Annotated in this window: 22 protein-coding genes, 3 tRNA genes, 1 other RNA gene and 1 pseudogene; 3 read left to right on the top strand and 24 right to left on the bottom strand. The window is 35.5% G+C overall.

Annotation, left to right across the window (positions count from 1 at the left end):
- The first annotated feature begins 5 nt into the window (after positions 1-5).
- A complete protein-coding gene (locus TETH514_RS06700; RefSeq protein WP_009053027.1) occupies positions 6-245 on the top strand; it encodes a thioredoxin family protein in 240 nt (79 codons plus the stop codon).
- A 141-nt stretch (positions 246-386) separates the two neighbouring features.
- Here the strand turns inward: TETH514_RS06700 and TETH514_RS06695 are convergent, their stop codons facing one another.
- The 8 genes from TETH514_RS06695 to TETH514_RS06665 all read right to left on the bottom strand — a co-directional run bounded on the left by TETH514_RS06695 (position 387) and on the right by TETH514_RS06665 (position 6,651).
- Positions 387-755: a hypothetical protein gene (locus TETH514_RS06695; protein ID WP_009053026.1), complete on the bottom strand. Its 369-nt coding sequence runs from the start codon at positions 753-755 to the stop codon at positions 387-389.
- Between the two features lie 5 nt (positions 756-760).
- On the bottom strand, positions 761-1,909 hold the full coding sequence (locus tag TETH514_RS06690; protein WP_003867216.1) for a cation:proton antiporter: 1,149 nt from the start codon (positions 1,907-1,909) through the stop codon (positions 761-763).
- 525 nt (positions 1,910-2,434) lie between these two features.
- A tRNA-Val gene (locus tag TETH514_RS06685) sits at positions 2,435-2,511 on the bottom strand.
- Positions 2,512-2,567: 56 nt separating this feature from the next.
- Positions 2,568-3,524: a type I phosphomannose isomerase catalytic subunit gene (locus tag TETH514_RS06680; RefSeq protein WP_003867215.1), complete on the bottom strand. Its 957-nt coding sequence runs from the start codon at positions 3,522-3,524 to the stop codon at positions 2,568-2,570.
- Positions 3,525-3,592: 68 nt separating this feature from the next.
- Positions 3,593-4,294 (bottom strand): purine-nucleoside phosphorylase, encoded by a 702-nt coding sequence (deoD, locus tag TETH514_RS06675; protein WP_003867214.1) that lies wholly within the window; start codon positions 4,292-4,294, stop codon positions 3,593-3,595.
- A 150-nt stretch (positions 4,295-4,444) separates the two neighbouring features.
- Positions 4,445-4,794, bottom strand: an RNA gene (rnpB, locus tag TETH514_RS12140) — RNase P RNA component class A.
- 77 nt (positions 4,795-4,871) lie between these two features.
- On the bottom strand, positions 4,872-5,987 hold the full coding sequence (locus TETH514_RS06670; RefSeq protein WP_009053025.1) for a Nif3-like dinuclear metal center hexameric protein: 1,116 nt from the start codon (positions 5,985-5,987) through the stop codon (positions 4,872-4,874).
- Entirely contained in the window at positions 5,947-6,651 is a 705-nt protein-coding gene (locus TETH514_RS06665; protein ID WP_009053024.1) for a class I SAM-dependent methyltransferase, read from the bottom strand. The genes TETH514_RS06670 and TETH514_RS06665 overlap by 41 nt, the downstream gene beginning before the upstream one ends.
- A gap of 155 nt (positions 6,652-6,806) precedes the next feature.
- Here TETH514_RS06665 and TETH514_RS06660 point away from each other — a divergent pair, with 155 nt between their 5' ends.
- The gene (locus tag TETH514_RS06660; RefSeq protein WP_012268686.1) at positions 6,807-8,225 is read left to right on the top strand and encodes a transposase; all 1,419 of its coding nucleotides are present in this window, start codon (positions 6,807-6,809) and stop codon (positions 8,223-8,225) included.
- A gap of 251 nt (positions 8,226-8,476) precedes the next feature.
- On the opposite strand, the gene TETH514_RS06655 is transcribed toward TETH514_RS06660, so the two are convergent.
- From TETH514_RS06655 to TETH514_RS06585, 15 genes and pseudogenes are all read right to left on the bottom strand, one after another.
- Positions 8,477-8,552: transfer RNA gene (locus TETH514_RS06655), tRNA-Ile, on the bottom strand.
- 6 nt (positions 8,553-8,558) lie between these two features.
- Positions 8,559-8,633: transfer RNA gene (locus TETH514_RS06650), tRNA-Asn, on the bottom strand.
- 48 nt (positions 8,634-8,681) lie between these two features.
- A complete protein-coding gene (gene rpoD, locus TETH514_RS06645) occupies positions 8,682-9,755 on the bottom strand; it encodes an RNA polymerase sigma factor RpoD (protein ID WP_003867211.1) in 1,074 nt (357 codons plus the stop codon).
- Positions 9,756-9,786: 31 nt separating this feature from the next.
- The gene (gene dnaG, locus TETH514_RS06640; RefSeq protein WP_009053023.1) at positions 9,787-11,574 is read right to left on the bottom strand and encodes a DNA primase; all 1,788 of its coding nucleotides are present in this window, start codon (positions 11,572-11,574) and stop codon (positions 9,787-9,789) included.
- A 148-nt stretch (positions 11,575-11,722) separates the two neighbouring features.
- Positions 11,723-12,724, bottom strand: coding sequence for a deoxyguanosinetriphosphate triphosphohydrolase (locus TETH514_RS06635; protein ID WP_009053022.1), 1,002 nt, complete (start codon positions 12,722-12,724; stop codon positions 11,723-11,725).
- Positions 12,725-12,811: 87 nt separating this feature from the next.
- Positions 12,812-13,051 carry a preprotein translocase subunit SecG gene (secG, locus tag TETH514_RS06630; protein WP_009053021.1) on the bottom strand — a complete coding sequence of 80 codons (240 nt, stop codon included), beginning with the start codon at positions 13,049-13,051 and terminating at the stop codon, positions 12,812-12,814.
- A gap of 116 nt (positions 13,052-13,167) precedes the next feature.
- Positions 13,168-14,457 carry a phosphopyruvate hydratase gene (gene eno, locus TETH514_RS06625; RefSeq protein WP_009053020.1) on the bottom strand — a complete coding sequence of 430 codons (1,290 nt, stop codon included), beginning with the start codon at positions 14,455-14,457 and terminating at the stop codon, positions 13,168-13,170.
- A gap of 26 nt (positions 14,458-14,483) precedes the next feature.
- Positions 14,484-16,028 carry a 2,3-bisphosphoglycerate-independent phosphoglycerate mutase gene (gene gpmI / locus TETH514_RS06620; protein ID WP_009053019.1) on the bottom strand — a complete coding sequence of 515 codons (1,545 nt, stop codon included), beginning with the start codon at positions 16,026-16,028 and terminating at the stop codon, positions 14,484-14,486.
- 12 nt (positions 16,029-16,040) lie between these two features.
- Positions 16,041-16,787, bottom strand: a complete 747-nt coding sequence (tpiA, locus tag TETH514_RS06615) for a triose-phosphate isomerase (protein WP_012268685.1) — start codon at positions 16,785-16,787, stop codon at positions 16,041-16,043.
- A gap of 13 nt (positions 16,788-16,800) precedes the next feature.
- A complete protein-coding gene (gene pgk, locus TETH514_RS06610; RefSeq protein ID WP_003867203.1) occupies positions 16,801-17,982 on the bottom strand; it encodes a phosphoglycerate kinase in 1,182 nt (393 codons plus the stop codon).
- A gap of 66 nt (positions 17,983-18,048) precedes the next feature.
- The gene (gene gap, locus TETH514_RS06605; protein WP_009053017.1) at positions 18,049-19,056 is read right to left on the bottom strand and encodes a type I glyceraldehyde-3-phosphate dehydrogenase; all 1,008 of its coding nucleotides are present in this window, start codon (positions 19,054-19,056) and stop codon (positions 18,049-18,051) included.
- A gap of 48 nt (positions 19,057-19,104) precedes the next feature.
- Complete coding sequence (locus TETH514_RS06600; protein ID WP_009053016.1) at positions 19,105-20,127, bottom strand: sugar-binding transcriptional regulator; 1,023 nt, start codon at positions 20,125-20,127, stop codon at positions 19,105-19,107.
- A 137-nt stretch (positions 20,128-20,264) separates the two neighbouring features.
- Positions 20,265-21,629 (bottom strand): annotated as a pseudogene (gene rpoN, locus TETH514_RS06595) (RNA polymerase factor sigma-54).
- Positions 21,630-21,738: 109 nt separating this feature from the next.
- Complete coding sequence (locus tag TETH514_RS06590; protein WP_003870203.1) at positions 21,739-22,011, bottom strand: acylphosphatase; 273 nt, start codon at positions 22,009-22,011, stop codon at positions 21,739-21,741.
- An 18-nt stretch (positions 22,012-22,029) separates the two neighbouring features.
- Positions 22,030-22,854, bottom strand: coding sequence for a Cof-type HAD-IIB family hydrolase (locus TETH514_RS06585; protein ID WP_009053015.1), 825 nt, complete (start codon positions 22,852-22,854; stop codon positions 22,030-22,032).
- A gap of 172 nt (positions 22,855-23,026) precedes the next feature.
- Here TETH514_RS06585 and TETH514_RS06580 point away from each other — a divergent pair, with 172 nt between their 5' ends.
- Positions 23,027-23,455: a Fur family transcriptional regulator gene (locus tag TETH514_RS06580; protein ID WP_009053014.1), complete on the top strand. Its 429-nt coding sequence runs from the start codon at positions 23,027-23,029 to the stop codon at positions 23,453-23,455.
- 46 nt (positions 23,456-23,501) lie between these two features.
- Here TETH514_RS06580 and TETH514_RS06575 read toward each other — a convergent pair whose 3' ends face one another.
- A complete protein-coding gene (locus TETH514_RS06575; RefSeq protein ID WP_009053013.1) occupies positions 23,502-24,977 on the bottom strand; it encodes a VanW family protein in 1,476 nt (491 codons plus the stop codon).
- Positions 24,978-24,997: the final 20 nt, after the last annotated feature.

Below are 24,997 nucleotides of genomic sequence, written 5' to 3'. Positions count from 1 at the left end.
ATACAATGGATATTAAAATTCTTGGAATGGGATGCGCAAAGTGCAAAGCTTTGGAGGAAAATACAAAAGCTACATTACAAGAACTAGGAATTGAAGCAGAAGTCGAAAAAGTTCAGGATTTAAATAAAATTATAGAATACGTAATGATTACACCTGCTCTCGTGATTAATGAAGAAGTCAAAGTTGCAGGCAGAGTTGCAACAAAAGATGAAATTAAAAAATACATTGAAGAATATACAAAATAAGAGGTGCAATTTTTGCACCTCTTATTTTGTTGCAAACCTTTTTATATGCAATTTAAAGTCTCTTGCTTTTATAGCTACTGTGCAGGCTACGGTCCTTACTGATCCTGTTCCTTTCATGAGCACAACTCTAAGAGTCTTTTCTTATTCGAATGGCCCATCGTAACGGCCGAGCTTACCGCCCCTAACCATGTTGAGGGGCACAGAAAACATTATACCCATTTCGCTGTCTTCGGCGAAACTACCTATCTCTCTTTCTACGGCATCGGCTATGTTCTGGAGCTTTTGCTTGTCTTCTATAACCGAAAGGATGGTCTTATTCACGAAAAGTCCCTCTTCTTTCAATTTTTTAATGCTGGCGATCATTGACCTGTCTTCTTCAAAACTTTTCATAATAACGCCCTGACCCATGGAGTCCAGCACCGTGGCCCCCTTGGCCCCGTTCCTTTTCATTACCGTCAGGAGCTTTTTTAAAAGTTCTGGCCGGTTAAGGATGATAACGATCAGGTACATTGCCTTCACTCCCCGTTTTCTGTATTTTCTGCCCTATGGAAAAACAGCTTTAAAAGCGGCGGGGCAATAAGAGTAGTTACAAGAACCATCAGCACCGAAACAGCGAAAATCCTCTGGGAAACAATACCCTTTTTCAAGCCCAGGTTGGCGATGATCAGGGCCACTTCTCCCCTGGGCACCATGCCCGCGCCTACTGTAAAGCCCTCACTCCAGTTGAATCCCACGAGCCTTGCCGTCAGCCCGCAGCCGATGATCTTGCCGAGCACAGCAATGGCTATTATGATAAGACTGAAGCCGATATCGCCTAGCACAGCCCTTACATCAGTCTTCAGTCCGATGCTGATGAAAAATATGGGCGTGAAGAAAAGGTAGGCTATTTCTTCTATGCCGCGGACAATTTTTTCTTTTGTACTGTAGTTTGAAAGAATCAAGCCCGCTATGTAAGCACCGGTGATGGCGGCAATGTCCGCCTTTTCGGCGAAGTAAGCCACGCTAAAGCATAGTACCAAGGCGAAGGTTATGATCCTGGTTCCCGGTCTCATTAATTCCATTATGCGTTCACCGTATCTCCGAAGCACGACTGTAATAACTACCACTGCGACCGCAAATACTCCTATTTTCTCCATCAGCGGCAGGATCCTGGTTCCACCGGAGATATAGCCGGTCACAAAGGTGAGGACGATTATACCTATCACGTCGTCGATTACCGCAGCAGCCATAATGGCAATACCCTCTTTTGAATTCAGCTTTCCCATTTCCCTCAGTGCCTGCACTGTTATACTGACAGAGGTGGCTGTCAACATGGTCCCCAGGAACAGGGCCTCGGGCAGGGTAACACCCGCAGCCAGTCCGCCCCAAGCACCTGCAGCGAAGGGCACTATAACCCCTCCGGCGGCGATGGCCGTAGACGAAAATCCTGACGCTATAAGTTCCGACGTGTCGGTCTCGAGGCCTGCCAGGAACATTAGCAGGACCACACCTATTTCGGCCATGAACTCCAGCACATAATCGGAGTGGACCAAGCCGAAGACCGAAGGTCCTATGAGAAGGCCGGCGATGATCTGGCCCAGTACGTTCATCTGGTTGAACCTTGCCGCCAGATAACCGCCGATCCTGGATATTCCCAGTATTATGGCAAGTTCCAGTAAGGTCACGAGTGAACCCTCCTTAAAAATCGGTTTACCGGAATCGAATCCTTTTCCAACAACAGCGCTCTTTCATAGTCTTCACTGGTATTAATGCAAAAAATTTGAGGCGGGTTCTGACCAGAACAAAAAGGTCCCTGATCCGAACGGGACCACTCTTTTCAATAATAACCTCGATGGAAGGACCTCGATGGCATCAATGCAGTTTTTGTTGTAAACGGCGTGAAGAGGCTCCAGCAGTCCCGGTATCGGGAGCACACCACATTGAAGCTCTCGAAGCCGTTGAGCAATTCTTTTATGAGCTCTGCGTTCAGAAAGAGCAGGTCGCAGGCCACAAAAAACCCGGCACAGTTCTCCATTTTCCTAAGGCCGGTATATATCCCCCAGCGGTCCAGTTACTGTAGGATAATTTTTAGCTACAACTCCTGAAATAAAAAAAGAAGCCATACAAAAAATAGAAAAATTTTTGGGCACCAAAACGGCACCAAAATAAAAATTCCGACATTAAATAGATGCGGAAAGCCTTCATATTATTGGTGGGGTTAACAGGGATCGAACCTGTGACCTCTACGATGTCAACGTAGCGCTCTGACCAGCTGAGCTATAACCCCACTCCTTGCTTTTTTATTATACAATTTTAATAAAAGGTTGTCAATATTTACGCTTTCTATATATAAGCTTTGAGCACCTTGCAATTTCCCTCTATTGTATAACTCGGAATAGAAGCAGGTATTAATACAGTCTCTCCTGCTTTTAATTCAGTGGTGCCTTCAGTATAGGCAATTTTACAATATCCTTCTACAGCTGTTAAAGTGTTAAATTTTCCCTTTGTATCTATATCTACTTCTTTATTTATTTCAATTATACTTACCTGAAAATATGGAGATTTAACAACGTGAGATATGCGTCCGCCTTGTATTTCTTCAAATTCAGGTATTATTTTATCTGTTTTTAAATTAAAATCTATAACATCTAATGCTTTTTCTATATGTAACTCTCTCTTCCTGCCGAATTCATCTACTCTATTGTAATCATACACTCTATAGGTAAGGTCTGAATTTTGTTGAATTTCACAAATAAGTATTCCTTCACCTATAGCATGCACCATCCCTGAAGGTATGTAAACAGCATCTCCTGGTTTTACTTCTATTTCTTTTAAACATTCTTCTAATCTTTCTTCCTCCAATAGCCTTTTAAATTCTTCTTTTGTAGTTCCTTCCTTTAAACCACATACAAGTTTAGCCCCTGGTTTTGCATCTATTATATACCACATCTCTGTTTTTCCAGAATCGCCATTTTCGTATTTAAAAGCATATTCATCATCTGGATGAACTTGGACAGAAAGTTTGTCTTGCGCATCAATTATTTTGATAAGCAAAGGAAATCTTTGATAATTTACCCCCTTGCCATATATATCCTCAGAAAATTTGTAAGTTATATCACTTAATTTTTGCCCGTCAAATTCTCCACCTTCAATTACACTGACAGCTGTTCTATTGTCAGATATTGTCCACAATTCTCCAATTTTTTTACCCTCGTGAATATCAAATCCAAATTTATCTCTTAATGCAGTACCTCCCCATATTCTCTCCATAAAAATAGGCTTAAATTTTAAAGGTTTCATCAACTATCAGCTCCTTTTTCGATTATTTTAAAAGAGGATAAACAAGGTTATCCTCTTTTAAAAAATTATTATTCAGCTATTTCTAGTGCAATTTTTACCATGTTCATAAAAGTCTTTTGCCTTTCTTCAGCTGTCGTTGCTTCTCCGGTAACCAAGCTATCGCTCACTGTCAATATTGTAAGAGCATCTACATTGTACTTAGCAGCCAAAGTATATAGTCCTGCCGTTTCCATTTCTACTGCCAAAACACCAAACTTCGCCCATAGTTTCCAACTGTCTGGGTCATCGTTATAAAAAGTATCGGTTGTAAGAATATTCCCTACTTTAGGTTGTATCCCTAACTCCATTGCTTTATCATAGGCTTTTTTTAATAATTTAAAACTTGCTGTAGGAGCATAATCCATACCATTAAATCTAATTTTATTTATTGCAGAGTCTGTCGAAGAACTCATGGCAATTACTATATCTCTAAGCTTGATATCTGGTTGTAAAGAGCCACAAGTACCTATCCTTATAAGATTTTTCACGTTGTAACTGTTTATAAGCTCATTTACATAAATAGACAAGGAAGGTACTCCCATCCCTGTTCCTTGAACTGACACTCTTTTCCCTTTATAATATCCTGTAAAACCATACATTCCTCTAACTTCATTGTAACATTTTGCATCTTCAAGAAAATTTTCTGCTATATATTTAGCTCTTAAAGGATCTCCTGGCAACAACACCGTTTGAGCGATTTCGTTTTCTTTAGCCCCAATATGTATGCTCATTTAAATCTCTCCTTCTATAATAGTTTTGCCCATATATAATATTAGCAAAAAACAACTTTTAAATCAAACAAAAATTTATGGATCAAACATTTTTTTAATTTTGTATAAAAAAAAATAAAAAATACCACAAAATTATGGTATTTTTAAACACATGTGAGCAAGTCTGTAAGCCGAGTTCTGTCGAGGATGGCCATCTATCTAGGGGGTCAGTTGCCTGACACCTCCAGCGGCATAACCCGAGGGAAACGGCGGGCCACCTACTCCCTCCTATTCGCCTTGCTCCGGGTGGGGTTTGCAGAGCAGACCAGTCGCCTGGTCCCTGGTGAGCTCTTACCTCACCTTTCCACCCTTACCCAGCACTCAGCAAGTTGAGTGCCAGGCGGTATATCTCTGTTGCACTTTCCTTGGAGTCGCCTCCACCGGGTATTACCCGGCACCCTGCCCTGTGGAGCTCGGACTTTCCTCGTGCGAAAATCGCACGCGGCCATCCGACTTACTCACATACGTTATTTCTTATATATCTTTCTAATATCAGGCGAGTATATATTATCATATATATCCGTTTTTGTCAACATAATTATAGATACATAAAAGGATCTTTTTGACTTTCACTAACTAATACTTCTATTTCGTTGCCCTGTTTCTGAGTTTCATCAATTATATATTCTGCAATAAACCTAACTGCAATATTCTCTGTAGCAAAATGTCCCGCATCAATTAAAGATAATCCGAGGTGCTGGGCTTCTACAGCATCGTGATAGCCAATATCTGCCGTTATCAACACATCTGCTCCTCTAGAAACAGCTTTGTGAATAAGACTTGCACCGCTTCCACCACACACAGCCACTTTTTTTATCTTTTTATTAGGGTCTCCTACCACTCTTAAATTATTGATTTTAAGTTTTGCTTTTACTTGTAGTGCCAATTCTTTTAAAGTTGTTTCTGAAATAGTTCCAATTCTTCCAAGCCCATATTCTTCTTTAAGATTTTCCAAAGGATATACATCATAGGCAACCTCTTCATAGGGATGAACATTTAGCATTGCATTTATTACTTTTTCTAAATATTTCTGAGGCACTACTGTTTCTATTTTTACTTCTTCCACTTTTTCTATCTTCCCTATTTCACCAATAAATGGATTCGTCCCCTCTAAAGGCTTATAAGTTCCAATGCCTTGGGTCTGAAAAGTAGAATTACTATAATTTCCAATAAAACCAGCTCCTGCATTGCACATAGCATTTTTTACAATCTCTTCATACCCTTGTGGCACATAAACTGCAATTTTTTTATATCCTTCGGAATAAGTGACATCCAAAACTTCCCTATCATATATTCCTAAGACGTTACACAAAATATCATTCATCCCATTTGGAGCTATATCAAAAGAGGTATGGGCTGCATAAAGCGAGATATCATTTTTAATAAGTTGTATTAACAATGAGCCCACTGGATTATCAGCTTTGACATTTTTTATTGGCTTAAAAATTAACGGATGATGAGTTACAATCATATCTACTTTTTTGTCAATTGCTTCTTTAACTACTTCAAAAGTGGCATCCAAAGCTACTAAAATTTTTGAGACATCTTTAGAACCATCTCCTACCAATAATCCTACGTTATCCCATTCTTCAGCGAATTTACGCGGCGCAAGCTTATCCATTATGGAAGCTATTACTTGGCATTTTAAGCCCATTTATCAACACCTCGAATTTCTTTACTTTTTCATCTAATTGCTTACGCTTTTCATTGGTCTTGGGAAGTTTATTTATGATTTTCTTCATTTTGTCGATTTTATACTGCAAGAATTCTTCTAATAGTGGATGCTTTTTTTGTATGAGTTTTTCCCCTACTTCATAATATATGTCATTTTTGACTTTTTGTCTACCATGTTCTGCTACTATTATTTCATAATATTTTTGATTTTCTTTAACTAATTCCTCATCACAAATTTTATATCCATTTTCTATTAAGTATTTCCTCAAATATGCAGAATCTTTCATAGGTTGAAGTATAAATTTCTTAATAGTTTTTGCAATATCTTTTCCTTCTTCTAATATTTTTGTAATTAAAATTCCTCCCATACCTGCAATAACAACTACGTCTACTTCCCCTGGCGATAAAACATTAAGACCATTCCCTAACCTTGTGTCTATCAAAGATTGCAAATTTCGCTTTTGAACTTCTTTTACAGCTTTATTTAATGAACCTTTATTTAAATCTGAAGCAACAACGTAGGTAGCTATTTTACTTTTGATAAGGTAAACAGGAATAAAACCATGGTCAGTACCTATATCTGCAACTTTTGACCCATGAGGAATGTATTCAGCAATTTTCCTTAATCGTTCTGTAAGTTTCATGTAATCCTCCTAAAAGTATAAAAAAATTAGGTCTTTGCAGAATCCCAAAATCCTTATGGATTAAGGGATTCTGCTATATATTTTCAAAGGAATTCCTCCACTTTCGTCGAATTTATATAGAGAACCAAATCCCAAAAAGAAATGGAGGAAATCCTATGAAAATCAAAGCTAAACAACTTTCTCTCTCCGATATTTACGATGATGTTCAATCCTTCTTTGAAGAAGATAAACCCAAGTTTATTAAACTCTTTGATTCCTTTGTTGATTTATCTGAACTTATTCCATCTTCTTTTTATGCCCACTATTATTCCCACTTTGGACGTCATAGAGATTTTTCTCTTGAATCTATGCTCACTGCTTTGATTATCCAAAAAATTCTCTCTATCCCTACTGTTCAACTCCTTGCACATGTTCTTAAACTATCTAAAGAATTAAGAGAGCTTTGTGGCTTTAAAAGAGTCCCTCATCCTTCTCAATTCTCTAGATTTAAATCCATTTTCCTCAAAGATTTGGAGAATTTCTTCAATAATCTTGTTAATTTAACTGAGCCTATTTGTCAGGCTATTAATCCTTCACTTTCTAATATCCTCATCGCTGATACTACTGGCTTTGAACCTTATGTCAGAGAAAATAATCCTAAGTTCTTTGATTCCCTTTATAGAAATATTAAAAAGTTCTCTAAATCTAATCCTGATTTTGATGCCCACTCTTATGCTTGTTCTAAAATGCCTAAGTTCGCTCACTCTAATCCTGATGCTAAATTCTCTTATATTAATGGCCATTATTGTTACTCTATCAAAGCTACCATCCTCACTAATGGCTTAGGCATTATTCAGCATATTAGTTTCTATGACGATGATTCTTTAAATGTCAATACTGCTAAATCTGCTGCCGAGTCTAAAGATTTGTACGATTCTAAAACTTTAATCCCTTCTCTTAAGGAATTCTTTAATTTACATCCTAATTTCTCTTATAGATACTTCTTAGGTGACGCTGGGTTTGATTCTTTTGATAATTATAAATACTTGTTCTCAAAGCTTGGCATAATCCCTATTATCCCTATTAACCCTCGAAATTCTAAAAACTTACCTCAGCCTACTTTTAACTCTGATGGTATCCCTACCTGCCCCCGTGACCCTTCTCTTAAAATGTCCTATGATGGCATCGTTCGGGAAAAAGGTAGAGCTACCAGAATTAAATGGCTTTGCCCTATGTCCAAAAAAGTTAGACTAAATGGTAAAACTACTTATATCCTTCAATGTGATAACCCCTGTACCTCTTCTAAATGTGGCAGAATATTCTATACTACCCTTGATATTGATTTTAGAAAAAATACTTTTGTCCCTCGTAACTCTAAAAAGTGGTCCAAACTTTATGAAAAACGCCCTATTATTGAAAAATCTATTTCTCTTTTAAAAAGTTCTATCGCTGTTGATAGCTTTAAACTCATAAATACCAGGTCAATCAAAGCTGATGTTTTTCTTGGGGCTATCACTCAACATATTGGTTTAATTATTACTGCAAAGCTTGGTACTTTTGAACATCCTTTATCTTTGAAAAAACTTTTGGCTTGATAACTTGTTCTTATGATTTGATTTGTTTGTCATCTTTTTACATTAAAAAGGTGTGTTAAGTATTGTCTTTTTTGAATTTGTATCTTTCTTCCATTTCTCTTTTTCCGTCTTGAGTGTGCCTTTAAAATGTAATTTCTTTATTTTGTTCCTTGTAATGTAACTTTTTTACTCTAATATTTATCTCATTTTGCAATCACCTAGTATAAAAAAAATAAAAAAGCATTTAAAGCTAAATGCTTTTTTTCTCTAAATGGTGGGCCTTCAGGGATTTGAACCCCGGACCAATCGGTTATGAGCCGACCGCTCTGCCAGCTGAGCTAAAGGCCCAAAAAGTGGCTCCTCAGGTAGGATTCGAACCTACAACCTACCGGTTAACAGCCGGTTGCTCTACCCTTGAGCTACTGAGGAATACAATAATAATTATACAGATTTTTGCCCTATTGTCAAGAAGCTTATTCAATCAAGGAAATCTTTTAATTTTTTGCTCCTGCTGGGATGCCTCAATTTTCTCAAAGCCTTTGCTTCAATTTGCCTTATGCGTTCTCTTGTAACATTAAACTCTTTTCCTACTTCCTCTAAAGTTCTTGCTCGACCGTCATCTAGGCCAAACCTAAGTCTTAGTACTTTCTCTTCCCTTGGCGTTAGGGTATCAAGAACATCCATCAACTGTTCTTTTAGCATTGTAAAAGCAGCAGCTTCTGCTGGAGCTGGTGCATCTTCATCGGGTATAAAATCGCCTAAGTGGCTGTCTTCCTCTTCCCCAATAGGAGTTTCTAAAGATACAGGTTCTTGTGCTATTTTCATTATCTCTCTTACTTTTTCTTCTGGCATCCCCATCTCTTTTGCCAACTCTTCAGGAGTGGGCTCACGACCTAATTCCTGCAGCAATTGCCTTTGGACTCTTATCAATTTATTGATAGTTTCTACCATGTGTACAGGGATTCTTATGGTTCTTGCTTGATCTGCAATAGCTCTTGTAATAGCCTGTCTTATCCACCATGTAGCGTAAGTACTAAATTTATAGCCTTTTCTATAGTCAAATTTTTCAACTGCTTTGAGTAACCCCAAATTTCCTTCTTGTATCAAATCTAAGAAAAGCATTCCTCTTCCTACGTATCTTTTGGCTATGCTTACAACCAATCTCAAATTAGCTTCTATAAGTCTTTTTTTAGCTTCTTCGTCTCCTTGTTCGATTCTTTTTGCCAATTCAATCTCTTCTTCAGGAGTGAGAAGGGGAATCTTGCCTATCTCCTTCAAATACATTCTAACAGGGTCATCTATACTGATTCCTTCAGGAAGAGAAAGGTCTAAATCTAAATCTTCTTCAGTTATTTCTTCCTGACGAGGTTCTTCCCCAACAATTTCAATTCCCATGTCTTCAAAAGCATCATATACTTTCTCAATTTGGTCAGGATTTAAATCAATATCTTCTAAAGAATCCATTATCTCATTGTAGGTGAGCATCCCAGTTTTTTTTCCTTTATTGATAAGTTCTGTAATGGCTTCTTTAGACAATTCTTCGTTGTTCATAGGTTTCCCCTCCCTATGGGTTTCTTTCTTTTTAGCCATTTTTTATCTTTAGCATCTCCTTTTCACAATTTTGTAATTCTATTAAAAGTTGCCTTTCTTTCTCTATATCCCCCAACATATGAGCTTCATTGATAGCTCTTTTAATCTTTTCTCTTTTAACTGCCAAACTGTTAATGAGAATCTTGTTTATAATATCATCAACAGCTTGTTCAGTAACATTTTCACTCTCATAAAAAGCTTTAATAATATCATTAAAATCAGATATGAGATTTTCCTCTTGTAATAAATAAACAATATCATTTATTTGAGTTTTTTTCCCATCCTCCAACCTTGACATTATTTCTCCAAAAATTGGCTTTAATTTAACATTCTCCAGCATATCGGCGGTAATTGTTTCTTTCACCCTTTTGTAAAGATTATTATCATACAGCAGCAATGCAATTAAGTACTTTTCTGGTGATATTTTACTACTACTGTATATATTATGCCTTATATTGCCAGCCATATACATATTTTTTTGATTTTTTTCAATTTCCCTATTGACAAAACGCGCAACCTCTGTTCTCACTGCATTCTCAGGTATTTGAGCAACTTTAGCAGCTGAAGAAATATAGACTTCCCTTTTCACTTCATCAGAAAGTTTTGCAATATCTTTTGCAATTTTTTTAACATATATTATTCTATCTTGAGGATTATCAAGGTCGAGATTTTTTCTAAATACCTTTGCTTTAAACTCAATTAAACTATCGGCATTTTCTATTAATTGATTAAATGCGTTTACTCCTTCTTTTTTTATAAACTCATCAGGGTCTTTCCCATAAGGAATAGTCAGTACTTTTATATTTAAATTCAATTCATCAAGAATGTCAAGTCCTCTTAATGCGGCACTAATACCAGCTTCATCCGCATCATAAGCAATTACAACATTTCCTTTATACCTTTTTATGAGTCTTGCTTGGTCCTCTGTCAAAGCGGTTCCTAAAGATGCTACAGCACAATCTATTCCGGCTTGATGTAAGGAAATAGCGTCCATGTATCCTTCTACAATTATAAATTTGTCTTGTTGAGTTTTTTTAGCAAAATTTATTGCAAATAGCGTTTTGCCTTTTTTAAAGACCTCTGTCTCCGGAGTGTTTAAGTATTTAGGCAAACTATCATCAATAGAACGGCCTCCAAAACCTATAACATTACCCTTTACATCTATAATAGGAAACATTACTCTATTTCTAAACCTGTCGTAATAGCGGTTATTTTTTTGAGACAAAAGTCCAGCCTTTACCAGAAAACTTTCTGTATAGCCTTTTTCTTTTAAAAAGTTTAAAAGTCCATTTCCATGAGGTGATGAATAGCCTATTCCAAACTTCTTTATCGTTGCTTCTGTCAAACCTCTTTTTCTTATATAGGTTAAAGCCTGTCTACCTTCTTCAGAAAAAAGCTTATTGTAAAAATACATAGTTGCTAATTTATTTATTTTATATATTTCGTCAATAAGTTTCTTTCTTTGGTACTCCCTTTCTGTAAGCACAGTTTCTTCAAGAGTTATTCCTACTCTATCTGCTAAAAATTCAATTGCTTCTTTAAAAGTCAAATTTTCAATATCCATTATAAAAGTAACAACATTTCCACTGGCATTACAGCCAAAACAGTGATAAACCTGTTTTTCTTGACTTACCATAAAAGATGGGGTTTTTTCTCTATGAAAAGGACATAGACCTTTAAATTCTTTTCCCGCTTTTTTTAGTTCTACATACTCTGATATAACATCTATTATGTCATTTGCTTCTATGACCTTTTCAATCATTTCTTTTGAGTAAGCCATCAATATCACCTAATTATTCTATTCGACAAAAATTGTTAAATTCCTCTTTACCAAATTAATTTATTAGTGACGACCAATATATATTCGACAAAAGATTCAAAAATCCTTCTTTGGTTTTATTAAATTTTTATTAAAATCAAAAAATATTTTACTCAAACCAAGGACTGGGCAAAAAAATCTCTTTGTATTTTAAAAAAGCATATTTGTCTGTCATACCAGCAATATAATCAGCAACAGCTCTTTCTCTTCCATAAATCTCAGCAAGTTTTATAAATTCTTGAGGCATCTTTTCAATATTGTCATAAAAGTAATAAAACAATTGTTCTACTATTCTTTTTGCTTTTTCCTCATCTTTTTTAGCTTTTGACCCAATATAAACTTTTTTGAACAAAAAATCCCTCAGGCTATAAGTAGCCTCATAAATCTCTTTACTCATTGAAACTTTCGGCTTTCCTAAGCTATTATTTATAACATCTTTTACCATTGTATCTATTCGCTTACTATGCTTATCACCCAAAATTGCTATTAAATCTTTTGGTAAATCCTCCGGATTTAAAACTTTTCCCCTTATCGCATCATCAATATCATGGTTAATATAAGCTATTTTATCAGAAATTTGTACTACTTGTCCCTCTAAAGTCTGGGGATTTCCTGAGGTAGAGTGGTTACAAATGCCGTCCTTAACTTCCCAAGTCAAATTAAGACCCTTTCCATCCTTTTCCAAAATCTCAACCACTCTAATGCTTTGTTCATTATGTCTAAAGCCATCTTTTAAAAGTCTATTTAAAACTTCCTCACCAGAATGGCCAAAAGGAGTATGTCCTAAATCATGACCTAAAGCAATAGCTTCTGTCAAATCTTCGTTTAACCTCAAAGCTCTTGCAATTGTTCTTGCAATCTGAGCTACTTCTAAAGTATGAGTTAGCCTTGTTCTATAATGGTCACCTTCTGGAGAAATAAAGACTTGTGTTTTGTGGCTCAATCTTCTAAAAGCTTTGCTATGAATAATCCTGTCTCTATCCCTTTGAAACTCTGTTCTTATATCGCATTTTTCTTCTTCTCTATCCCTGCCGCGAGTTTCACGGCTTTTTGTCGCATAAGGAGAAAGCAGTTGATATTCTAATTCCTCTGTAATTTCTCTAATTTTCATTTGACCACCTAACCTTTTTTATTTATGGTGGTAAAAATAAAAACCCATAAAAGGGTTTTTCCATTTCTTTTCTTGATACCGTCTTTTTTATTTAGCCATCATTACGGTCAACACCATAGACAAAATTATAAACAACGCTGCCGCTATGGTTGTGAGCTTTTCTAATGTCCCCTCCATGGTTCGAGCTTTATTTTTCCCAAAAAAGGTTTCTGCTCCTCCTTCTATTACTCCTGAAATGCCTGCACTTTTACCTTTTTGCAAAAGTATCACAGCTATTAAGAAAAGACTAACTAAAACATGTATAACCATGAGTACAGTTTTTAGCATATTTACACCGCCTTATCCTAATTTTTGAAACACAATACCACAGTTTATATTATACAAAGAATTGCTATGTTGATCAAGAGGTTTTTATATAAAAAGGGAATCCTTTTTGGATCCCCTTATTTCTTAATATTGTAAAAAGCATTTTTGCCAAGATATTGAGCTGTGCTTCCTAAAACTTCTTCAATTCTTAAAAGCTGATTGTATTTTGCGACTCTATCAGTTCTTGCAGGTGCTCCAGTTTTAATTTGCCCTGCATTTACTCCAACTACAAGGTCTGCAATTGTAGAATCTTCTGTCTCTCCTGAGCGGTGAGACACAACAGCTGTGTAACCTGCTCTTTTTGCCATTTCAATAGCATCAAGAGTTTCTGTCAAAGTTCCTATTTGATTGAGTTTTATAAGGATTGAATTTGCTACTCCCATGCTTATACCTTTTGAAAGTCTTTGAGTATTCGTTACAAATAAGTCGTCTCCTACAAGCTGTATCTTCTTGCCTAATCTTTCAGTCAATAGTTTCCATCCGTTCCAGTCTTCTTCTGCAAGACCGTCTTCAATAGAGACAATAGGATATTTGTTAACAAGTTGTTCCCAAAAATCTACCATTTCAGCCGAGGTCCTTACAATGCCTTCGCCTTCGAAATGATATTTCCCATCTTCTTTGTACATTTCAGTAGCCGCAGGGTCTAATGCTAAAACAATATCTTCTCCCGGAACATATCCTGCTTTTTCTATTGCTTCCAATATGACTTGTATAGCTTCTTCATTTGAGGTAAGGTTGGGAGCAAAACCTCCTTCATCACCAACTGTTGTACTTAACCCTTTAGAATGTAACACGTTTTTTAAATTATGATAAACTTCTGAACACATTCTTAATGCTTCACGGAAGTTTGGAGCACCAACAGGCATTATCATAAACTCTTGTATATCTACATTGTTATCAGCGTGTTTTCCACCGTTTAATATGTTCATCATTGGCACAGGAAGAGTTTTTGCATTTACTCCACCAATGTATTGATACAAAGGTAAACCACATTCCTCAGCTGCTGCCTTTGCCACTGCCAAAGATACCCCTAAGATAGCATTTGCTCCTAATTTGCTCTTATTGGGAGTTCCATCTAGTTCAATCATCGCTTTGTCAATTGCTACTTGGTCTTGTGCTTCCATGCCAATTAGCTCAGGAGCAATAATGTCATTGACATTTTGAACAGCTTTTAGCACTCCTTTTCCCAAATACCTTGATTTGTCTCCATCTCTTAATTCAACTGCTTCAAAAGCTCCTGTAGAAGCCCCTGAAGGCACAGCAGCTCTTCCTACGGCACCGCTATCTAATTCTACCTCTACTTCAACTGTGGGATTTCCACGGGAGTCAAGTATTTCTCTTGCAAAAATATCAATTATTGATGACATGACAACTTCTCCTTTCTTTTTAAATTTTATTTTCTTCCAATAATTAAAGATTTACCTGTCATCTCTTGAGGTATAGGCAATTTCATTATGTCTAATACAGTCGGAGCAATATCAGCCAGTATTCCATCTTTTCTCAAATCAATATCTCCTTCGCCTATAACAATAAATGGAACTGGGTTTGTAGTATGAGCCGTCTGTGGCTCTTTTGTCACAGGGTCAATCATTTCTTCTGCATTGCCGTGATCAGCGGTTATAATTATTGTTCCTCCTACACTTTGAACAGCATTTACTATTCTTCCAAGGCACTCATCTATTGCTTCAATCGCTTTTATTGCAGCATTTAAAACTCCTGTATGCCCTACCATATCAGGATTTGCAAAGTTTAAAAGAATAAAGCCATATTGATCTGACATAATCTTAGGTATTACAGTATCTGTAACCTCATAAGCGCTCATTTCTGGCTTTAGGTCGTAAGTAGCTACTTTAGGCGAAGGAACTAAAATTCTTTCTTCCCCTTCATTTGGCTCTTCTACGCCACCGTTGAAGAAGAAAGTCACATGGGCGTATTTTTCTGTCTCTGCAATTCTAAGCTGTTTAATCCCTTTTTTACTTAAGTATTCACCAAGAGTATTCTCCAGTCTTTCTGGCTTATACGCCACATGTATGTTTTCAAAGGTTTCATCATATTGCGTCATAGACACAAAGAATACAGGCAAATACCTTTTTTCTCTTTCAAAATGATTAAATACCTCGTCAATAAAAGCTCTGGTAAGTTGCCTTGCTCGGTCAGGTCTAAAATTGAAGAATATTATAGAATCCCCAGCATCTACTGTAGCAACTGGCTTTCCATTTTCCAAAATTACAGTTGGTTCTACAAATTCGTCAGTTTGGTCTTTTGAATAAGCTATGTCTATTGCTTCCATTGGTGAATGAGCATAAACACCTTTTCCCAAAACTATTGCATCATAAGCCTTTTTAGTTCTATCCCATCTTTTGTCTCTATCCATTGCATAATATCTTCCAGAAATCGTTGCAATTTTTCCTATACCAATCCTGTTCGACTCTTCTTCAAACTGCTTTATATATTCCTTTGCACAAGCGGGTGGAACATCTCTTCCATCTAAGAAAGCATGAATATATACTTCTTTTAGCCCCTGGTCTTTTGCCAATTTCATTAAAGCAAATAAATGAGTTATGTGGCTGTGAACCCCTCCATCTGACAAAAGGCCAAAAAGATGTAGTTTTGAGTTGTTTTTCTTTACATTTTCTATCGCATCTAAAAATTCTTTTTTCTTAAAAAAGGTACCTTCTTTTATATCTTTACTAATTCTTGTAAGTTCTTGATATACTATTCTTCCCGCTCCAATATTTAAGTGCCCTACTTCTGAGTTTCCCATTTGTCCCTCAGGAAGTCCTACTGCAAGGCCACTGGCGGAAAGAGTCGTATGGGGATAGTTTTTAAAGTAAAAATCTAAATTTGGAGTATTAGCTTGATATACTGCATTTCCTTCTTTTTTGACTGATAGTCCAAACCCATCTAGTATAACTAGCATGGTTAATTTTTCAGGCATATAATCCTCTCCTTAATAATTGACAATCTTTGCAAAATCTGATGCTACAAGACTTGCTCCCCCCACTAAAGCCCCGTCTATATCGCTCTCTGCCATGAGTTCAGAGATGTTCTCGGGCTTTACACTCCCCCCATATTGTATTCTAACCAGATCTGCTTTTTCTTTTCCATAAAGGGAAGCTATAGTATTTCTTATAGCTTTTATCACTTCATTGGCGTCTTTAGCTGTAGCCGTTTTGCCAGTACCTATAGCCCAAATTGGCTCATAAGCTATTACTACATTTACAATATCATCGTGGGTAACGCCTTTTAAAGCCTCTTTAGTTTGACTTAAAACTACTTCAAAAGTTTTTCCTTCTTCTCTTTGAGAAAAAGATTCTCCTACACACACAATAGGACTTAAGCCGTGAGATAGAGCGGATAAAACTTTTTTATTGACCATTTCATCCGTCTCACCAAAATACTGCCTTCTTTCAGAGTGGCCTATTACAACATATTTTACCCCAATCTCTTTAAGCATTAAAGGTGAAATTTCCCCCGTATATGCGCCCTTTTCTTCCCAAAACATATCTTGTGCTCCGAGAAGAATATTAGTACCTTGAATTACTTTATTTACCTCTGTCAAATCCACAAAGGGAGGTATGACTACCACTTCTGCTTTTGCGTCTTTCACTTGAGGTATCAATTCATCAACTAATTTCACCGCTTCAGAAGGGGTCATGTGCATTTTCCAATTACCTGCAATTATTGGTCTTCTCAAAACAAACACCCCTTTACTTGTCATTTAAAACTTCAATTCCCGGCAACACTTTGCCTTCCAAAAACTCTAGAGAAGCTCCTCCTCCAGTAGAAATATGAGTGACTTTATCCGCATATCCTAATTGCTCTATAGCAGCTGCAGAATCACCGCCGCCTACTATAGTAATACCTTTGCATTCACTCAAAGCTTTCGCAATAGCCTCTGTACCTTTTGCAAACTCAGGAATTTCAAAAACTCCCATAGGCCCATTCCACACTACTGTCATCGCGTGTTTTATCACTTTTGAGTATTCTTCAATAGTCTTAGGTCCAATGTCTACTCCTATTTGGTCTTGAGGCATTTTGTCTATATCGACTACTTCATAAGGTACGCCTGATTTCAATTCTTTAGCAATAACTGTATCAACAGGAAGCATCAAATTAACACCCTTTTGCTTAGCCTTCTCCATTAATTCTTTAGCTAACTCTATTTTATCCTCTTCTAAAAGCGACTTACCAATTTCATATCCTTTTGCTTTTATAAAGGTGTAAGCCATACCACCGCCAATTAAAAGGCTATCTACTTTTTCTAATAGGTTTGTTATAACCCCTATTTTGTCAGAAACTTTAGCTCCTCCCAATATTGCAACAAAAGGTCTTTTTGGGTTTTCAAGAGCTTCTCCCATGATTGTAAGTTCTTTTTCAATTAAAAAGCCTGATACTGCTGGTAAATACGCTGCCACCCCTGCTGTTGAAGCATGAGCTCTGTGAGCCGTACCAAAAGCGTCATTTACATATATATCTGCTAAAGAAGCTAATTCTTTTGCAAATTGAGGGTCATTTTTCTCTTCCTCTGCATGGAATCTCACATTTTCTAAGAGCAATACTTCGCCTTCTTTTAATGCGGCTGCTTTCGCTTTTGCATCCTCTCCAATTACATCCTCTGCCATAGAAACTTGCTTACCTAAAAGTTCAGATAACCTCTTTGCCACAGGTTTTAAAGAATATTCTGGATTTACTTTCCCTTTTGGCCTTCCTAAATGGGATACAAGTATTACTTTTGCGTTATTGTTTATGAGATATTGAATGGTGGGCAGTGCTGCTTTTATACGAGTGTCATCTGTTATATTTTTATTTTCATCCATAGGCACATTAAAGTCTACCCTTACCAGCACTCTTTTTCCCGCCACATCTATATCCCGCACAGTTTTTTTCATCACAAAAACCTCCTTATACTAGGATTTAAAGGTCCGGTCCATAAAAGGACACGGACCTTTTACTACTTAGAGTCTCTCAGCAATATATTTTGCAAGGTCTACAACTCTGTTGGAGTAACCCCATTCATTGTCATACCAAGAAACAACTTTTACTAATGTTCCTTCAATTACCATTGTAAGTGGTGCATCAACTATAGAAGACCTATCGTCACCTTTATAGTCCATTGAAACTAATGGCTCTTCAGAATAACCTAAAATGCCTTTCATATATGTTTCAGAAGCTTCTTTTAATGCTGCATTAACCTCTTCAACTGTAACAGGTACTTCAACTTCTGCAACAAGATCAACAACAGATACGTCTGGAGTTGGAACCCTCATCGCAAAACCATTCATTTTTCCTTTTAATTCAGGAATTACTAAGTGAATAGCCTTTGCTGCACCAGTTGTAGTAGGTATTATTGACATAGCAGCAGACCTCGCCCTTCTCAAATCCTTGTGAGGTAAATCAAGTATTCTCTGGTCATTGGTGTAAGAGTGAACTGTTGTCATCATACCTTTTTTAATACGGAATTTATCATTAATTACTTTAGCTATTGGTGCTAAGCAGTTGGTTGTACAAGAAGCATTTGAAATTACATGATGGTTAGCTGGGTCATACATGTTTTCATTAACGCCCATAACAATTGTTATGTCCTCATTTTTAGCAGGCGCAGAAATTATAACTTTTTTCGCTCCAGCATGGATGTGCTTTATAGCATCATCTTTGTTTGTAAATCTTCCTGTAGATTCAATTACAATGTCTACTCCTAATTCTCCCCAAGGAAGTTTAGCCGGATCAGTTTCTTTGAAAATTTTAATTTCTTTGCCATTTACAATTAACGCGTCCTCCGTATAAGATACTTCTCCTTCAAATTTACCAAAAGTAGAATCGTATTTTAATAGATGAGCCAATGTTTTTGCATCTGTTAAATCGTTGATAGCTACAAATTCAAGGTCAACATTTTTCTTAAATGCAGCTCTGAATACATTTCTTCCAATTCTTCCAAAACCATTAATAGCAACTTTAACACCCATTATGTATTCCTCCTTGATTTTTATTTTATAAACACCTGAAAAGGTGTTTTAAACAATTTTTAAAATCTCAAATGCAGCTCCTTCATCAGTGACAAGCACTTGTACATTGCCACTTCTACAAGTAGAGACAATCGCTTCTGCTTTATTTTTCCCACCAGATACAGCTATTAAATTTTTAACAAGCTTTAGGTCTTCTAAAGTCAAGAAAATGCTTGGTGTTGCATAGACCACTTTTCCTTCTTTATCAAAATAATATCCTAAAGCTTCAGCTGTAGCATTGTTCCTTACTAAAAAATCTCTAATATCTTGGGGTAAATTTCTTCTCTCTGCCATTACATCTGCGCGACCTATTCCAAATATTAAAATATCAGCTTTTTTTAAGGTTTCTACCACATCTTTTATATCCGGCTCTTTGATAAGGCTTTTTACCGCTTCTTTGCCTAAATTATCCGGCACGTGCAACATTTTATATGTACCACCAAGTTTTTTAGCTAAAATTGAAGCGATTGTATTCGCTTGCTTTTCTACTTCTCTCCCCAATCCACCACGAGCAGGTACAACTACCATGTTTGATTTGGAATAAAGCTGAGGCATTCCATTAGCCACTTCCAGCACAGTTGAACCGCCAGTTAAAGCAATAATACTGTCATAATTTATTATAGTTTTTAGGTAATTCGCTGCTGATTTTCCTAATTCTTTTTTTATCATAGGATCTTGTTCTATGTCGCCTGGTACGATTATCACTTTCTCAATCCCCAGCTTGTCCTTTAACAAACTCTCAATATTGTTAAGGCCTTTAAGCTCATGTATAAAATCCTTCAAATTCTCAATTAATTCTTCTCCCTCTTTTGTGATAGTCATACCTAAGGGATTTATATCCACCAAACCTTGAGCCTTCAAAAAAGATACCTCAGTTCTAATTATTCGTTCCCCCATATTCAACTGGTGCGAAAGTGCCCGTCGTCCTATAGGTTGATTAAAATATATGTTTCGCATTATAGTATATCTCTTTTGAAGTAAATCTATTAACTCTGGTACTATCTTTTGTTGTAAAGCTATAATATCTTTCATGCCATTTCCCTCTTCAGGACGGTTAAAGTCCCGTTATTCTATAAATGTCCCACATTTCATAAAAAGTATTTACATTAACTATTTTATACTATTAATAAAGCTTTTTCAATAGCCTAAATGGGCATTTACATGCCCATTTAATATCTTCTTCTTTTGATAGTAGAAGGAATGTTGCATTCCTCTCTATATTTTGCCACTGTTCTTCTTGAAATATTAATATTTTTTTCTTTTAAAATATCCGCTATTTTCTGGTCACTTAAAGGATTTGTTGGATCTTCTTCTTCGATCAATTTTTTTATGAGATTTTTAATAGTTTCAGCAGAAAATTCATTCCCATTTTTATTAGAAATTCCAGATTGAAAGAAAAATTTTAGTTCAAAAAGCCCTCTTGGAGTCGCAACATATTTCCCATTTATAGCTCTGCTGACAGTAGATTCATGGATACCTACAATATCAGCAATTTGTTTTTGTGTCATAGGCTTTAAGTAATTGATACCTTTGTCAAGAAAATCCCTTTGTAACTCCACTATTGCTTTAACTACTTTATACAAAGTTTCTTTTCTACTTTCTAAACTCTTTATAAGCCACATGGCTGATTGCAGTTTTGAATTTATATATTTTTTAGCTTCTTCATCATGGCTATTTAAAATAGAATGATAGTAATTATTAATCTTGAGCTTAGGAGTGACTGAATCGTTTACTATAACAAAATACTCTCCCTCTCTTTTTATTACCTCCACATCTGGTACAATATATCCTACATCTGCTGTAGAAGAAAAGCTACTTCCTGGTTTAGGATTGAGTTTTTTTATAAAATCTACAGCTTGTTGCACTTCTCTTAAGGAAATATTGTACAACTTTGCTAACTATGAATACTTACCTTCTGCAATTTCCTCAAGATGATAGTCTACCAACTCTTTTATAATACCTTTGTAATTATCTTGAGCTAAAAGTTGGAGTTTTAAACATTCTTGCAAATTGCGAGCTGCAATTCCTGGAGGGTCAAAAGATTGGACTATAGATAACCCTTCTAACACCTCTTCTTCAGAACATTCTAAAATCTTCGCAATGTCTTTTATATCTTCTCTCAAATAACCACTCGGACTTAGACTAAATATTATATATTCACATATTTTTTTGATTTTGTGAGGAATAGGTGTTATGTGAAGTTGAAACAAAAGGTGGTCGCTCAAAGAGGGCTTTGGAGACACAAAGTTTTCATAATTGACTTCTTCTATTTCTTCATCATCGGAATCATCATAATACATTCTCTCTTCTGTTTCTCGTATATATTTAGCCAACTCAGTAAAATCATTAGATTCATATATATCTTCTTCGATAACTTCTTCTTTTTCAAGAAGAGGATTAGTCTCTAATTCCTGTTCTATAAGAGCATTAAGTTCTAAGGAATTTAATTGTAAAATCTCAATAGCCTGTTTTAGTTCAGGAGTCATTATAAGTTTTTGAGTTTGTTGAAGTTTTAAATCGAATTCCATCCTCATATTCATGCACCCTCAATCGCTATTAATAAATTAACTCATTAAAATAGTAAAACTATTTTTTAATTATTATATCACATTTAAACGTTTTATTGAATAAAAAAAAGAGCAACTAATAAATCCGGAAATCCCGATACTCCCCTTTGTAATCCGACCATCTTTCTTCTACATTATCTACTTTTGCCCATCTCAAACCTGTTTTAATAAAATTTATCAATTCTTTAATACTTTCCTCTTCCCCTTCTGCAACAACTTCTACACTGCCATCATAAAGATTTTCCGCATAACCTGCAATTCCCAAAGAAACTGCCTTTTGATACACAGAATACCTCAGCCCCACCCCTTGCACATGTCCGGTTATGCGCAAGTATACAGTTTTTTTCATAAAAATACTCCTTTCTTTTTATTGTTTTAATATAAATTTATCAATAACGTACTTTACACCATCTTCCATATTAGACTTTGTTATAAAATCTGCTACCTTTTTCACTTCTTCAATCGCATTTTCCATTGCTACTCCTAACCCTGCGAACTTGATCATTTCAATATCATTTTCACTATCTCCTATTGCTATCATTTCTTCTTTTTTTATACTTAAATATTCTCCCAAAATTTCAAGAGCCCTTCCTTTGCTAACTCCTTTGTTGACAATTTCAATATTGTCCATGTAGGAACTGGTGATTTGGATTGAATCATTTTTTGACAATTCTTCTCTTATGCTTTTTAATACCTCAATATCATCATTAAAAACTATGATTTTTAAAACATTGTCTTTTAGTTTATCTATGTCTTTTAATGGCTCTTTTATCTCTTTAACATTTACTTTTAATTCTGTTTTAAAAAGCTCATTCCACTCAGCGTATCTTTGAAATTTATTTGTAATCTCTGGCGAAAAAACTGTCGTTTCACTTATAAGCTGAAAATATGTATTATACTTTTGACAAACCTTTATAATTTCTACCATGCTGTCATAGTTTAAAATACTTTCGTAAATAGTATTATTGTTAGGGTCCCTTATCAAAGCACCATTACTTGCAATTATGTAAGTTCTAAAACCAATCATATCTGCGTAGGCATAGGCGGAAGCAAAAACCCTTCCTGTAGATATTACTACATATACTCCTTTTTCCCGAGCTTTATGTAATGCTTCTATATTTTCTTTAGAAATAGTTTTATCATGTCTTAGAAGAGTATCATCCATATCGACGGCAATTAGTTTGTATTGCATCCTTTTCAACTCCTTATTTTATTGTGTTTAATTATATTATACATTATATCACTGTAAATTGCCATATCGTCGATTTGTTCAAAAATAATTGACATTATTAATGAAGAGAGATATAATTAAGACACAAAATATTAAAAGAAAAATATTATCTTTTATGAAATGGAGTGATATAATGGAGGAAGCTGCTGCCCTCTTAAAGCAAAAAGGGCTTAAAGTAACACCTCAAAGATTAGCAATACTTAATCTACTTAGAAATTCAAAAGAACATCCTACAGCAGAAACTATATACAAAAAGCTTGCCTCTGATTTTCCCACAATGAGCTTAGCGACTGTATATAAAACATTAGAAGTTTTGAAAAACATGGGATTAATACAAGAATTGAATGTAGGGGAAAGTAGCTTCAGATACGATGCTAACACCAATTCTCATCCCCATGTGGTCTGTATAAGTTGTGGCAAAGTAGAAGACCTTGATGAATCTCTTCTAAAAGACGTCTTAGAGGAAGTTAGTCAGCATACTGACTACAAACTTGTAGAACAAAAACTCTATTTCTACGGTTATTGTCCGGCTTGCCAGCATAAACTTAATATTAATAATTAAATAGCACCTCCCATTTTTATTGATAAAAATGGGAGGTGCTTTCATGCTATGGCTGAGCAGGATCTTCTTCTGAATTATCCTGTGGTGGCTCCGGATTAACTTGAGCATTATTTTCCTTTTCTGTTTTAGGTGGCTCTTGAGATTTTGAATTTTCTACTTTTTTAGTTCCTCTTTTAATTACTCCATCTACTGGCTTATACACATCTGTATATAAAAATTCTCTTTTAACTAATTTGTTATTTTCATAAATCAAACGATATGTATTGACTTTATAGCCAGTATGGGGCTGTATATCCACAACCTCTTCTCCTTGGGGCAAGGTCGGGTCATCTATATATTTTATTTTAGGCTCATATTTTTCAACAATCTCTGACTGAATATCTATCCATCTTGAAGGATTTTTCACATAACCATATATGTTCATTACTAATTTGTTGCCTTCTATGTAGGATTCAATATATATGGGATATTGAGTAGAATTTTTAAATTTTAAATCTAAAACATCTCCCGAAATAGTAGCATCTTGTCCTGGTGGTACATAAGCTACCGGAAAACTGTGATGGTATCTTTCAGTAATTGCTATATCCGCTCGTAAAATTGCATTATACAAGGTTGTAGCAATTTGGCATACTCCTCCTCCTATATCCGGTACAAGTTTATTGCCTATTATCACGGGGGCTTCTTTGTAACCGTTTTGTATTATTCTCGGCCCTAAAGTTTTATTAAGAGAAAATGTCTCACCTGGCATAAGCAAGGTACCGTTTACAGCTCTTGCCGCCACTGCTATATTCCCTGAACGGTTTGCATCTTGAAGATTAAATACAGTAGAAAAAGTAGAAATTCGTCCATTAATCATTTCTAGCATTGATTTTGTAACTTTTGCTTCAACTTTATCCGCAACAATCTCTACTTCTGGCTTCTCTGTCTCTCCTTTTATTAACTCATCCATAAGCTGTTTTAAATTTTTTAAAGTTTTGTCTTTATTAACTTTTACACCCTCTACATCTGGTGTAATTTGTTTTACTCCTCTTGTAATTTTTATTTTCGCATTAATTGGCTCTTTATCAATCTCTTGAGAAATTCTATTAACAAACTCTTTTAATTTATTTTCATCGTACTTGGGATAAAAGCTAAAATATTTTCCTTCTTTTTCTGTTACATAAATTTCTCTTATTCTTTCAACAGGATTTCCTTCTCTACCTATTTTGTAAGCCTCTTCTACCATTTCTTGATAGTTATAAGATAAATTGATATCTTCTGATGTGATAACAAAAATTTTATCTTGATACTTAGCTGTAACGGAAAAAGAAGAAATTTTTATCTTATCTTTAAGAAAATTTACCGATTCCTCTTTTGTCATCCCTCCTATGCTTATGCCATTTACAAAAATTCCCTTTGCAATAACTTTAGAATTGAGCATTAAATAAAAATACGCAAAAGAAAAGGATAAAAAAATCAAAAGCAATAAAATAATTGCAATATAAAAATAATTATTTTTTTTAGTACCACCCTTCGCTTGCATTTTCTTCTCTCCTATTCATT

It is taken from the genome of Thermoanaerobacter sp. X514 (assembly GCF_000019065.1).
Taxonomy (GTDB): Bacteria; Bacillota; Thermoanaerobacteria; order Thermoanaerobacterales; family Thermoanaerobacteraceae; genus Thermoanaerobacter; species Thermoanaerobacter pseudethanolicus.
Note: the sequence above shows the minus strand (reverse complement) of the source record. Positions and strands in the feature narration are given on the sequence as shown.